Raw genomic sequence first — 12,056 nt, 5'->3', positions numbered from 1 at the left:
TCACCTCACACACTTAATTTCTTCATTAGGTAACGACGACTAATCCACACCGCTGCCATCATCCATGCCATCAAACCGAGACCAATCACAAGCGTTATCTCATCCATAAACAAGCGGTTCTCCAGGAAGAAAAGTGCCGTCATAGGAACGACAATCAACGTTCCAAGCATCAGCATCGCAATGATTGACGACCACATTGTCCGTTGCCATAGACTTCGTTCAATCAACACGAATGTGAAGACGAATAAAATGATGATCACAATCAGCACTTGATGGATGATAAAGTTGACGATTGAAGCAGGATACATGATTGAGAGCGCCCCATCGTAGCCGATGGCCTGTTCGAAGGAGCCACCCACCGGAATCATCTGCGAGTCCAACCAACTCGAAAACGCTATGTACTGGAGTTTGAGCGCAATCCACTGGACGGAGAACAAGCCAAGGATCATCAACATCATCGTCACTAGCTTCGCACCGAAGACGATCATCCGCTGTTGCGGCATGAGCAATAGGCGCATCATGAACGTCCCACGGCCTTGGAAGTCGCGATACCAAATCCAAAAGCTATAGAGGAGCATCGCTGCGACGGCCACGCCGATTGACAAAATGAACGGCGTCCCTCCGAGATAATTGGCAAACGTTAAGACGTAATCTGGCGTCCCGGTGAGACGAATCTCTTCATACATATTCGTCTCGCTCCATAAAAAGAAGCCGAGCCAAGCGAACTGTGCGACAACAAGCAATGTGATCAAGATGAGATACGGTTTCGTCGCCCGCTCCACTTCCCACCCGAGTAATTTTAATAGGTTCACGCGCCATACTCCTCTCTCATGACATCGACGATCGACTTGCCGTGAATGAAACGGACGTCCTCGACGTCGAACTCGCGAACGATTCGACCGCGGTTCAACATGACGGCCTTGTCGACCAAGTATTCGATGTCTTCAATCTCATGCGTCGTAATCAATACGCCGCGGTCTTCCATGATGTCACTCGAGAACAACTCGACGATTTGTTCTTTCGAGAATACGTCGATGCCCGAGAACGGTTCGTCGAGCAATAAATAGTCCGGGTCTTGGGCGATGCCGAGCGCCAAATTCACTTTCGCGAGCGTCCCTTTCGACAGTTCATTCAACTTGTCCTCGGGGAACAGCTTGAACTCATCGACAAGACGGGCAAACAATTTCGGGTCGAACTTTGGATAAAAGTCGCGCATGAACGCCTCGCACTGTTCAATGGTGAAATGGATGGGGAACGTCGAATGATCCGGTACGAACGCGACACGATTCAAGTCGAGCGGTTTGCCGTCGACGAGCACCGTGCCCCGGTCGAATGGCGTCAGCCCCATGATCCCTTTGAGAATGGTCGACTTCCCGGTCCCATTCAAGCCGATCAGGCACGTGATTTCTCCTTTTTGGGCTGTGAACGACACGTCTTCGATAACTTGTTTTCTCCGGTAACGTTTTTTAACTCCCAATACTTCGATCATCGAGATTCCCCTCCCCGTATTGCCGTTTGATTTTATCGACGAGCTCATCCATCGTGACGTCGAGTTCTTGAATCGATTCGACGAAGACGGCGACCGCCTCATCGACGAGTTCGGTACGGATCCGTTTCAATACATGTTCATCGGTCGTCACGCGACTTGGGCGATTCCGTTCGGTCGTAATCAATTGTTGTTCCTCCATTTCTTTGAACGCCTTTTGGACGGTGTTCGGGTTAATTTTCAATTCGCTCGCTAACTCACGCCGCGACGGCATCTCTTCGCCCGCTTTCAGTTCGCCAAGTGCCATTTTCTTTTTGAAGTAGTCGACGACTTGGATGTAGACCGGGGCTCTCGTGTTGAATTGTATGATCATGTGGTCACCTCTCTAAGTGTATGATGCGACTAATACACTACCTGACTGTATTATCACCATAGTACACTAACGGAGTCAACAGTTTTTTCCAAAATAAAAACGCATCCTCCTATAAGTGGATGCGTCAACTGGATTGAACGATGTGATTGGCTTTGGCTTTCGGGTTGACCGTCTTCAAATAATGCACTTCTCCGGGCCAGTACCGGCGCTCGTACTTGGCAATCCGCTCCGACAACTCGCCGATATACGTATCCCGATTCAAGACCCGTTCATACCGGACCTCTCGTGGGCAGTCGAGATAGACGACGTAGTCAAAATAATCGCGCCACTCGGCTCGCAATAAGAAAATCCCTTCAATCAAGACAAGTGCGTTCGGAGCAATCTCGATCGTTCGCATGACGATTTCGTCCCGGTCGCGCGCATAGTACGGTAACGTCAGCGTTGTCTCCCCTTGCCGCAACGGTTCGAACAACGTCTGGACAAGTAAGTCGACGTCCCATTGGAGCGCATAATATTCCATCGCTTCCGATTGTCCCGTCCCGTAACGCCGATGCCGCTCGACGATAAAATCATCGATATGTAGCATCACTTCCTTCGGTGAGGTCCCGCACAGTTGATCAACAAGCGTCGTCTTCCCAGCTCCGCTCAATCCATCGATGGCGACGATGAACGGCCGGCCTTGCGGATACTTGGCGTGTTCTCGACGAATGGTTTCCCGTAAAGTGTCCATCCCCTCATCCCCTTCCTACAAAAAAAGTCAGCCCTAAACTACAGGGCTGACTTCAGTTTACCAGAGCACCCAGCCTTTCGCTCCCGGTGGCGCACTCTCAATCAAGTGCCAAATCGGGACCGTATAAGCGAACGCGATCAAGACGAACGTGACGGTGATCCATAGTTTCCAGTTTTCAAAGAAACGAGGCGTCTCCATCGCTGCCTCTTCCGTCTCAGCGAGCGGGAATTCTTCCTCTCCTTTCGGCGCGAGGAACGACAAGTTGAACATTGAGTAAACGAAGATGAGGACCGAGATCAAGAGGATCGTCCCGCCAATCGCCATGGCGATGTGGTATGGAATCCATTCGCGCGTAAGCGCATCCGAGAAGTACGTTGCCGGTCCGGTCCGACGCGGGTTACCTTGGAGTCCTGAGATGTGCATTGCGTAAGACATGATTGACATCCCAAACGCCCACGTTCCCGTTTGAATCAATCCGAGTCGGTTCATCTTTTTCGTGAGTGTACGACCGCGCAATACCGGTACGAGCCAATATGCCGTTCCGAAGAACGTCAAGGCGACGGCCGTCCCGACTGTGATATGGAAGTGACCTGTGACCCAAAGTGTGTTGTGGACCATCGCGTTCAATTGGTGCGATGCGTTGATGATCCCGCCGGCTCCGGCTGGAATGAAGAACAACATGCCCACGAACGGCGCGAGGAAACGGACATCCCCATATGGCATTTTCTTGACCCAACCGAATAGCCCACGGGCACCGAGTGCGCGACCGCGAAGCTCGAACGTCGCAAACAGCGAGAACGCCGTCATAAACGACGGGATGACGACGAGGAACGTCAAGATGACTTGAACGAACTTCCAGAACGGCTCAATCCCCGGCTCTGTCAACTGGTGGTGGAAACCGACCGGGAACGAGAACAAGAGGAACAACAGGAACGCCATCCGGGCGAGCGCATCCGAGAAGATTTTCCCGCCGATGACTTTCGGCACGACCGTATACCAGACGATATAGGCTGGCATGAGCCAGAAATAGACGAGGGGGTGACCGAAGTACCAGAACAACGTCCGTGATAACTCAATCCCGACCGTATCTTTCCATCCGAGCGAGAGCGGTAGCAGCTGGAACAGAATCGTTCCGGCAACACCAAGCGTTGCGATGACCCACAATAGCATCGTCATGACACTCATATACGCCGGAAGCGGCGGGTGAATACCTGGGTTCTCCCGTTTGTAGTCCGCATACATCCGGAACATGGCGAACGCAGACAACCATGTGCCGACGACGAACAAGACGAGGCCGATATAGAAGATCGGGTCGGCCATGAGCGGCGCGTAAAACGTATACAACACGGTCGCTTTATTGGCGAGCACCATGATCGTGACGAGCACGGCACCGGCGATGATCATCCAAAATCCGAGCCACGCGACCCGGGTCGGGAACGACTCAAAACGTCCGAACGACTTAGCGAGGAGCGCGTAAAGAAGACCGATGATGAACATTGTCGTGAAGACGAGACCGAGCATGATGCCGTGCGCGGTCAAGAGTTGATAATAACCGAACACTTCCGGGATGACGCCCGTTCGGATGAGCGTCTGCATGAGTCCTGCCAAACCGCCGATCAGGACGGCGAGGACCGAAATGACGACATGGGCATAGGCGAGGCGCGCTTCTTTAACACCGATACTTGGTACCGGTACGCCGCGTTCCATTTCCCACTGTTTTAATTTTGAGGCTACGTCATTCATTTAGTCCACCACCTTAATTTTTGTCGACATCATGTGATGTCCGGTCCCACAGTATTCGTTACATAGAATCAAGAATTCGCCTGCTTCTTCGAACGTATACGTGAGCGAGTTGATGTGGCCTGGCACGACCATCATATTGACCGGTGTCCCTGTCAATTGGAACCCGTGGACGACGTCCGGTGACGTGACGAGAAACGTGACTTTCGCCCCTTTTGGGATTTCCACATTGCCCGGTGTGAATGTGAACGCTTGGGCGACCATGACGAGCTCATACTCGTTGTCACCGATTTTATGAAGCCCTGGTTTGTCGAACGGTGCAGTTTGATGCACTTTTGCCGGGTCGATCAAATCGGCGTCCGAAGCCGGCTGATTCCCTGCCGCAAACGCAGAGATACCGAGCACTGTCAAAAAGACACCTAATAGAATAATGCCGAATACTAACCAATACTTCTCAAGTTTATGAATATGCATCGTGCTTCCCTCCTCTTGCTCGTTATCGTGTCACAAATAAGTAAAAGACCGACGACCACATGGCAATGATGACGCCAGCGACAATCATGACCGATGTGAACGTGCCTTTTAAGTTCGGTTCTTGTCCATCGTTTTTCTCCACGTGAAGGACCCCTTTCCCTTTGATTTCCACTTTCATTGTATGAAAAGGGGCACTGATTAATATGTGACATTTGTCACTTCAAAAGTGACAATCACATCAAATTTGCGTAGTTTCCACACATAAAGTTCACATTTTGTATAAAGGCATACAAAAAAGGCGATTGTCCCGATACGAATCGAGTCAACCACCTATTCGGTTTCACGCGCTTTGACAAGGTGAAACGTTGCAGCTCTCTTGAAAGATTAAAGCCGACAAATACCGGCGGGACAGCCTTCGCAGTAACATAGCTCTTTCAAGAAATCGATGTCATGCAAAATCATCTCTGTCCCCGTCGTCGTCAACATGCCTTCCTTCCGCCACTGGTTCATCATCCGATTCACCGTCTCGCGAGGTGCGCCAATCAGCTGCCCGAGCTCCCCGTCTGACGGATGTTTCGGCACGACGATCCCTTCTGCTGACTCGACGCCGTCCATCGCCGCCATGCGAAGCAACGTCGAGGCGAGCGCCCCTGGCTTTCCATACAGCAACAAGTCACGCAACTTCATCTCGGACTGTTTACGCATCATCGAAGTCCAACGCAACACCTCCGTAGCCAGCTGCGCGTCTTGACGCACGAGCTCGTCCATCTCTTGTTTTGAAATCCAGCCGATGACACTGTCCTCGGTCGTCTCGATACTGTAGGAGCTCGGGAATACATCGTCGATGTCGAACTCTCCAAAGAAGTCGTCAGCGCCGTATATGAACATGATGAGCGAACTCCCTTTTTTCGTCAGTTTCGTGAATTTGACGGTACCGCTCTTCAAATAAAAGAACTTACTGCATTTTTCTCCTTCCCAACAAACGATACTCGCTTTTGAATATTCTTGAAACGTCATCATCTCGAATAAGAGCTGTTTCGTCTCTTCTGAGAAGACGAAGCTGTTCGGTTGGGTCGTCCCACATTTCATAGTCATGTTGTCTGCTCCCTCCACTGGTCTCATGCCTAATCTGGCCTCGTGCGTGATATATGGTTTTATTATACAGGAGGGCAATGGGCATTTTCATAAAAGTATGTGACATTTCAAACAATCTTCTTATTTTTTCGTTCACAAAAAAAAGACTGCAGGCTCTCTGCAGTCTAATCCAATCATCGGTAGACGAGTCGAATCAACTTCTCGGCTCCTTTGAAGTTCGGATAACGAACCGGTAAATCAAATTTCGTCGTATTGCGTAAAATCGATTTGGCATGGCTGAACGTCTCAAAGCTGTAGCGACCATGATACGAGCCCATTCCGCTCTCACCGACGCCACCGAACGGCAGGTTCGGGTTCGTCAAATGCATAAGGACATCATTGACACAACCTCCGCCAAACGCGAGATGCTTCATCACCTTCTGCTCCACCTCTTTCGTCTCAGTGAACAAATAGAGCGCGAGCGGGTGTGGGCGCGCTGCGACGAAATCAATCACTTCGTCGAGTTGACGATACGTGAGTACCGGTAGAATCGGCCCAAAAATCTCATCCTTCATAACGTTTGCGTCTTCTTCGATGTCCGTCAATACAGTCGGAGCGATCTTCAATTGATCTCGGTCGGTCTGACCTCCGAAAAATACGTCGCCTTCCGTCAAATATCCGATCAAGCGGTCGAAATGTGTCTCATTGACGATTCGTGTGAACCGCTTCGTCCCGACGCCATTCCCGAACATCGTGAACGCTTCACGTTTAATGGCTTCGAGGAATACCTCTCGTTTCGATTCATGGACGAGGACATAGTCTGGAGCGACGCACGTTTGCCCGGCGTTCATCCATTTGCCCCAAGCGATCCGTTTCGCCGCAATCTCGATATTGGCATCGTCATGGACGATGGCCGGCGATTTCCCGCCGAGCTCAAGCGTGACCGGCGTCAAATGTTTTGCCGCCGCCTCCATGACAATTTTTCCGACCGGTGTCGACCCAGTGAAGAAGATATGGTCCCACTTCTTTGCGAGCAGTTCCGTCGCCACGTCTTTATCTCCTTCGACGCTGACGACGTAGCGGTCAGTGAACGCCCGTTCGAGCACTTTTGTGATTATTTGGGCGACGTTCGGTGTCAATTCCGAAGGCTTCACGACGGCCGTGTTCCCTGCGGCAATCGCTCCGATGAGCGGTGCCATCGCCAATTGAAACGGGTAGTTCCATGGAGCGATAATCAGTACCGTGCCATAAGGTTCATACATGACCTCACTTTTCGTCCCGAGATGAATCGAAGCACCGCGGACTCGCTTCGGGCGCATCCAACGTTTCAACTCACGAGTCGTCCGTGTAATCTCATCGTAGACGAAACCAATCTCCGTCGTGAACGCGTCGAGTTCCGATTTGTTCAAATCCTGCTCCAACGCTTGGAGAATTTCGGCCTCATGATGTTTAATCGATTCTTTTAAAAACGTCAGCATACTGAGACGGAATGCGAGCGATTTGGTCGCTTGTGTCCGATAGAAGCGACGTTGTTTACGGATGAGCTCTTCGATGGTCAACTGTTCGATTGGTGCGAGCATAAATCTGCCTCCCTTAGATGATAGCGCTAGCTTCATCTTATCATTTTCTCTTGGCCATCGACCATTTTGAACCTTCGCTCCGCACACTCTCGGTCTGCCTTATCTCACGGGCACGTTCCGCTTTTTCGCTTGTTGCATCATGACGAGAACCAACCCGGCGGCGAGCAAGATGCCTCCGGTCACCGTGAATTTTTGCGTCAACGTGATGGAAAGCCAGCCTAAAAAAGCCGATCCCGTTACCGTCCCGAGCGAGAAGAAGGCATAAAAATATCCGTAGGATTTGCCACGGTTGGCATGGTTGGTGGCTTTGATCAACATCGTGTTGATGGCTGGGAATAAGATCGCGAAACCGACACCGTACAAGGCGAGCACCCCGTATAAGAGACTAGATGTCTCGGCACGGCCGATCAACAGTTGGCTCACACCAAGAATGCCGACACCGAGTGCCGCAAGTTTCGCTGGTTCGATTTGATCGAACAAACGGTTCGTCGGTAACACAAATACGAGCACCGCCATGATTCCGAACGTACTAAGCAGTGTCCCGCTCAAGCGGGAGTCATAGCCGAGCGACTGTACATAAAGCGGTAGCAAGAACGCGATCGCACCTTGCGAGAACATTAAAAGGAAGGCACCGATATACGCCTTCACGACGTCACGTTCAAGCCGTGATTTTCCTTCTTCTTGACGGCTCGATGTTCCGAGCGACAGTTTCGACGGACGTAAAAAGATGAGTGCAAGTAATGCGACCATCGCCCCATAAAACGCGACATATGTGAAAACGACGGGGACGGTCGTTCGACTCGCCATGATCCCACTGAACGCCGGCCCGATGATGGCCGCCAACCCGACAAAACTGCCGGTCAATGCCACTTTCTTCCCTTGACGGTTTGCTGCGGTCAAATTGGCAGACAATGTGAACGCGGCCGGTACGATCAAGCCGGCGACGAACCCGTGCACGATGCGGACGATGAGAAGCGTCGTCGATGTGTCGACGAGATGGTATGACAATAGACTGAGGCTCGATAGCCCGAGACCGACGAATAAGATGACAATCGGACCGATCCGGTCAGTCCAGATTCCCGATAAAATGTTGCCGAACGTGTTCGACAACGAATAAATGGCAATGACGAGTCCGGCGATGAACGGTGTCGCACCGACCGATGTCGCGAACGTGCTCATGACTGGAAGCTGGGCAAAAAGATCAAAGAAAGCAAAAAAGACGATACTATAAATGACAAAGGCAGATGCTTTGTTCATAGTCACAACTCCTTGGTACAGCCCGATTTTCGAACTGTTCGTTTCAGCTTCAGTCTAGCTTGCCGGTTTCACTTTGTATACACGGGAAGGCGCACGGACACAAAAATGCCCTACAAACCAGTGGCTTGTAGGGCATTTGCATCAGTTCGTGACTTCGACCGCTGTATCGAGTGCGACACGGATCATCTCGTCAAACGTCGTTTGACGTTCTTCGGATGTCGTCTCTTCTCCTGTCAACAAGTGGTCTGAGATCGTAAGGATCGTCAACGCGTTCACTTTATGTTTCGCAGCGAGTGTGTAGAGTCCTGCCGCCTCCATCTCGATGGCGAGGCAACCGAAGTCGGCCCACTTCTTGAAATGGTGGAAATCATCTTGATAGAATTGGTCGGCTGTGAAGATTTGACCGACTTTGACCGGGATGCCGGCCTTTTCAGCGTTCATATAAGCGCGATGTAGGAGGTCGAACGTCGCTGTCGGTGCATAGTCCATCCCGTTGAAGCGCACACGGTTTTGACCCATCTCACTCGATGCGCTCATCGCGATGACGACGTCACGTACTTTAACGTCTTCTTGAATCCCACCGGCCGTACCGACACGGATCAAGTTTTTCGCGCCGTATGACATGATCAATTCGTTCACGTAAATCGACATCGATGGAACGCCCATTCCTGTCCCTTGAACCGAAATGCGTTTCCCTTTATATGTTCCTGTGAAGCCATACATCCCGCGGACCTCGTTATATAACTCGACGTCCTCAAGGAACGTTTCCGCGATATATTTCGCGCGAAGCGGATCCCCCGGTAACAATACCGTTTCTGCGATTTGTCCTGGTTCTGCCCCAATGTGTACACTCATGATTAAATTCCTCCTTCAAGATAGTCGGTGACACTGCTCCCGATATTCATTCGGGGTGATGCCAACCTGTTTTTTAAAGACTTTCCGGAAATATTTATCATCCGAAAAGCCGACCGCTTGGGCGACTTCATAAATACGTTGTCTACTCGTCTCAAGGAGACGTTTCGCCTCGAGCATCCGGATCGACAGCAAATATTCGGATAAGTTGACGCCGTACTGTTGTTTGAAGCGACGCGATATGTATTCGCGGCTCAAGTAAAAGCGCTCGCTCATCCCTTGTAAGCTGAGTTCTTCCGCATAATGGCGCTCGATGAACGCACCAATCTGTAGAATCGGATCCGCTTCATCAGGCGTGACGTCAGCAAGAGCGCGTGCAAGCGTCTCATTCAAGACGTCCGGGTCGATCGGCTTCAACAAGTAATCAAAACTACCGAGCTGAATCGCACGCCGCATGTACGAATATTCGTCATAACCGGTCAATACGATTAGCTTGGTCGCCTCAGCTTCCTTATGAACCCATTCCATCAGCTCGATGCCGTTACAACGAGGCATCTGTAGGTCCGATAAAATCAGTGCCGGCCGTTCCTTGGCGATGATTCGTTTTGCTTCTTCCCCGTCCTGCGCCTCGATCACTTTCGTGACGCCGAGCTGTTCCCACTCCCCGAGCAGTTTCACGGCTTCCCGGACCGGCGACTCATCATCGACGATCAATACTTTCGTCATGACGCATCCGCCTCCTTTACGGCCGGGAAACGCATGACAATACGAAATCCGCCTGTCTCTGGTGTAGCCAACATAAACTGAGCCTCCCGATTATAGTTTAACATGAGTCGATCCCGAATGTTCTTTAAACCGGTGCCTTCTGCACCATTCAAAGGTTGGGTCGACTTCTCAATCCGTTCTTTTAACAGCGCTAGCTCTTCGTCCGAGATATCGCGTCCGCTATTCTCACATCGAATCACGAGATCTGGCCCTGCTTGGTGAATCCGGACCGAGAAGTGGTTCGCTGCTGTCGCACCGTCCCGCTCAAATCCATGCTTAAAGAAGTTCTCGGCGAGCGGCTGCAAAATCATCTTCGGCACGGTCAAATCGAGGAGCGTCTCCGGCACGTCGACCTCGATCTCGAATTGATCCGGGAACCGGACTTGCTGCAGCCGAATGTAAGACGTGAGGTGGGCGACTTCTCGCCTAAGCGTCACCATCGATTCGTCCGGATGCATCGTGTAACGCATCATCGACGAGAGTTGGGTAATCAGACGGTACACCGTCTTACCGTCCCCTTTCAACGCGAGCGTCCCAATCGACTGCAAGGCGTTGAATAAAAAATGTGGGTTTGTCTGGGCTTGAAGCGCTCTCAGTTCATTCGTCCGATTTTCGAGCGCCAGACGATACTCGCGTTGAATCAAATCGTCAATGCGTTCGATCATCCGTTTGAATTGCCGTCCGAGCACACCGAACTCATCATTTCCCAGGGAATCGAACGAGACCGTCATATCCCCTTGTTCAATGCGCCATATATTCGATGTCAGTGTCTTGATTGGGGTCGTCAAGCGCATCGAAGCGTAGGTCGCACCGATCAACGCCAATACGAGCGACACCATCCCAACAACGAAGATGATAAACGATGTCCGCGATGCCGGTTCGGTCAACAGACGATCAGGAATCGATTTCCCGACGTAAAACGTCTGGTTCTCAAACTCGAACGATTTGACAATGCGGTGATGCTTCCCGTCGCTCGACAACGAGTTCGTCGACACGTTTTGCGGGATTTCACCGTCACCGAGTTGCGCGAACACCTGATTACCGCCTCCGATGAACCAGAGGCTCTCAGTCGGGTTGTTCTGTAACGAGGCGAGCTGACCGATGAAGACGTCTTCCGGGATATCAATGGAAAGAATCGCGAGCGGCTGGTCCGTCTCAATCTTATCGAGCCGAAAATGAAGCGTGACGACCTCTTCTTCCGAGACGAGCGGACCGAAATCATGATACGGCACAAGCGGATGCGAGGCCTCGAGCAGGACGCGACTCTCTTCATCCTTCAACAACTGCTGTTGAATCGCACTCGGTTGCTGTTTCGAACGCGGGGACACTTTCATTTTATAAGCGGCGAACGAGTCCATGTCTTCGAGCATGAGCAGTTGAATCTGGGCCACATCCTCGCGGGACAAGTACATTCCGAGGAGCGCCCGTCTCACTTCCAATTCGGTCTGCTGAAGGGATAGCCCCGGCCCATACTCGAGAATATCGAGCACGTCCCGGTTCGCATATAGACTTGTCGGCAGGCGGCTCAAGTCCGAGATATATCGCTCCATTTGCAGCGTCCCACGCTCAAGCGACCATTCGGTGAGCTGGAGCCCCCGCTCTCGCTCCCTATCTTTGACGTACCAAAAAGAAATGACCGTCGCCAAAATGACGGGAACGATAATCGTCAAGGCGATCATTCCCGTAAGCTTCGTCCGAATGCTCATCCGCGCATCGCATCCTCGC

The 12,056-nt window shown here is 51.5% G+C and carries 13 protein-coding genes; all 13 read right to left on the bottom strand.

From position 1 onward, the window contains the following. Nucleotides 1-5: 5 nt before the first annotated feature. The 13 genes from KNP02_RS09475 to KNP02_RS09415 all read right to left on the bottom strand — a co-directional run bounded on the left by KNP02_RS09475 (nt 6) and on the right by KNP02_RS09415 (nt 12,037). Nucleotides 6-812, bottom strand: coding sequence for a hypothetical protein (locus KNP02_RS09475; RefSeq protein WP_214708739.1), 807 nt, complete (start codon nt 810-812; stop codon nt 6-8). Next, nucleotides 809-1,489, bottom strand: a complete 681-nt coding sequence (locus KNP02_RS09470) for an ABC transporter ATP-binding protein (protein WP_214708737.1) — start codon at nt 1,487-1,489, stop codon at nt 809-811. The genes KNP02_RS09475 and KNP02_RS09470 overlap by 4 nt, the downstream gene beginning before the upstream one ends. Then, a complete protein-coding gene (locus tag KNP02_RS09465; RefSeq protein ID WP_214708735.1) occupies nt 1,467-1,859 on the bottom strand; it encodes a GntR family transcriptional regulator in 393 nt (130 codons plus the stop codon). Before KNP02_RS09465 ends, KNP02_RS09470 begins: the two co-directional genes overlap by 23 nt. Nucleotides 1,860-1,983: 124 nt before the next feature. Next, the gene (locus tag KNP02_RS09460) at nt 1,984-2,589 is read right to left on the bottom strand and encodes a kinase (protein ID WP_214708733.1); all 606 of its coding nucleotides are present in this window, start codon (nt 2,587-2,589) and stop codon (nt 1,984-1,986) included. Between the two features lie 57 nt (nt 2,590-2,646). Then, a complete protein-coding gene (locus KNP02_RS09455; protein WP_034781132.1) occupies nt 2,647-4,332 on the bottom strand; it encodes a b(o/a)3-type cytochrome-c oxidase subunit 1 in 1,686 nt (561 codons plus the stop codon). Next, complete coding sequence (locus KNP02_RS09450; RefSeq protein WP_034781134.1) at nt 4,333-4,803, bottom strand: cytochrome c oxidase subunit II; 471 nt, start codon at nt 4,801-4,803, stop codon at nt 4,333-4,335. Nucleotides 4,804-4,825: 22 nt separating this feature from the next. After that, nucleotides 4,826-4,945: a cytochrome c oxidase subunit 2A gene (locus KNP02_RS09445; RefSeq protein ID WP_232819585.1), complete on the bottom strand. Its 120-nt coding sequence runs from the start codon at nt 4,943-4,945 to the stop codon at nt 4,826-4,828. 242 nt (nt 4,946-5,187) lie between these two features. Then, a complete protein-coding gene (locus tag KNP02_RS09440) occupies nt 5,188-5,898 on the bottom strand; it encodes a Crp/Fnr family transcriptional regulator (RefSeq protein ID WP_058765723.1) in 711 nt (236 codons plus the stop codon). Between the two features lie 173 nt (nt 5,899-6,071). Continuing rightward, on the bottom strand, nt 6,072-7,457 hold the full coding sequence (locus tag KNP02_RS09435) for an aldehyde dehydrogenase (RefSeq protein ID WP_214708731.1): 1,386 nt from the start codon (nt 7,455-7,457) through the stop codon (nt 6,072-6,074). A gap of 99 nt (nt 7,458-7,556) precedes the next feature. Then, nucleotides 7,557-8,714 carry an MFS transporter gene (locus KNP02_RS09430; RefSeq protein ID WP_034781138.1) on the bottom strand — a complete coding sequence of 386 codons (1,158 nt, stop codon included), beginning with the start codon at nt 8,712-8,714 and terminating at the stop codon, nt 7,557-7,559. A 141-nt stretch (nt 8,715-8,855) separates the two neighbouring features. Beyond that, complete coding sequence (gene deoD / locus KNP02_RS09425; protein ID WP_034781140.1) at nt 8,856-9,569, bottom strand: purine-nucleoside phosphorylase; 714 nt, start codon at nt 9,567-9,569, stop codon at nt 8,856-8,858. A 15-nt stretch (nt 9,570-9,584) separates the two neighbouring features. Then, a complete protein-coding gene (locus tag KNP02_RS09420) occupies nt 9,585-10,292 on the bottom strand; it encodes a response regulator transcription factor (RefSeq protein ID WP_034781142.1) in 708 nt (235 codons plus the stop codon). Then, nucleotides 10,289-12,037: a sensor histidine kinase gene (locus KNP02_RS09415; RefSeq protein ID WP_214708729.1), complete on the bottom strand. Its 1,749-nt coding sequence runs from the start codon at nt 12,035-12,037 to the stop codon at nt 10,289-10,291. The genes KNP02_RS09420 and KNP02_RS09415 overlap by 4 nt, the downstream gene beginning before the upstream one ends. Nucleotides 12,038-12,056: the final 19 nt, after the last annotated feature.

This window comes from Exiguobacterium sp. s40 (genome assembly GCF_018617905.1).
Classification (GTDB): Bacteria; Bacillota; Bacilli; order Exiguobacteriales; family Exiguobacteriaceae; genus Exiguobacterium; species Exiguobacterium mexicanum_A.
Note: the sequence above shows the minus strand (reverse complement) of the source record. Positions and strands in the feature narration are given on the sequence as shown.

Coding starts and splice junctions, on each gene's coding strand:
- KNP02_RS09470 (WP_214708737.1), bottom strand. CDS start 1,489: ATGATCGAAGTATTGGGAGTTAAAAAACGTTACCGGAGAAAACAAGTT.
- KNP02_RS09465 (WP_214708735.1), bottom strand. CDS start 1,859: ATGATCATACAATTCAACACGAGAGCCCCGGTCTACATCCAAGTCGTC.
- KNP02_RS09460 (WP_214708733.1), bottom strand. CDS start 2,589: ATGGACACTTTACGGGAAACCATTCGTCGAGAACACGCCAAGTATCCG.
- KNP02_RS09455 (WP_034781132.1), bottom strand. CDS start 4,332: ATGAATGACGTAGCCTCAAAATTAAAACAGTGGGAAATGGAACGCGGC.
- KNP02_RS09450 (WP_034781134.1), bottom strand. CDS start 4,803: ATGCATATTCATAAACTTGAGAAGTATTGGTTAGTATTCGGCATTATT.
- KNP02_RS09440 (WP_058765723.1), bottom strand. CDS start 5,898: ATGACTATGAAATGTGGGACGACCCAACCGAACAGCTTCGTCTTCTCA.
- KNP02_RS09435 (WP_214708731.1), bottom strand. CDS start 7,457: ATGCTCGCACCAATCGAACAGTTGACCATCGAAGAGCTCATCCGTAAA.
- KNP02_RS09430 (WP_034781138.1), bottom strand. CDS start 8,714: ATGAACAAAGCATCTGCCTTTGTCATTTATAGTATCGTCTTTTTTGCT.
- deoD (WP_034781140.1), bottom strand. CDS start 9,569: ATGAGTGTACACATTGGGGCAGAACCAGGACAAATCGCAGAAACGGTA.
- KNP02_RS09420 (WP_034781142.1), bottom strand. CDS start 10,292: ATGACGAAAGTATTGATCGTCGATGATGAGTCGCCGGTCCGGGAAGCC.
- KNP02_RS09415 (WP_214708729.1), bottom strand. CDS start 12,037: ATGAGCATTCGGACGAAGCTTACGGGAATGATCGCCTTGACGATTATC.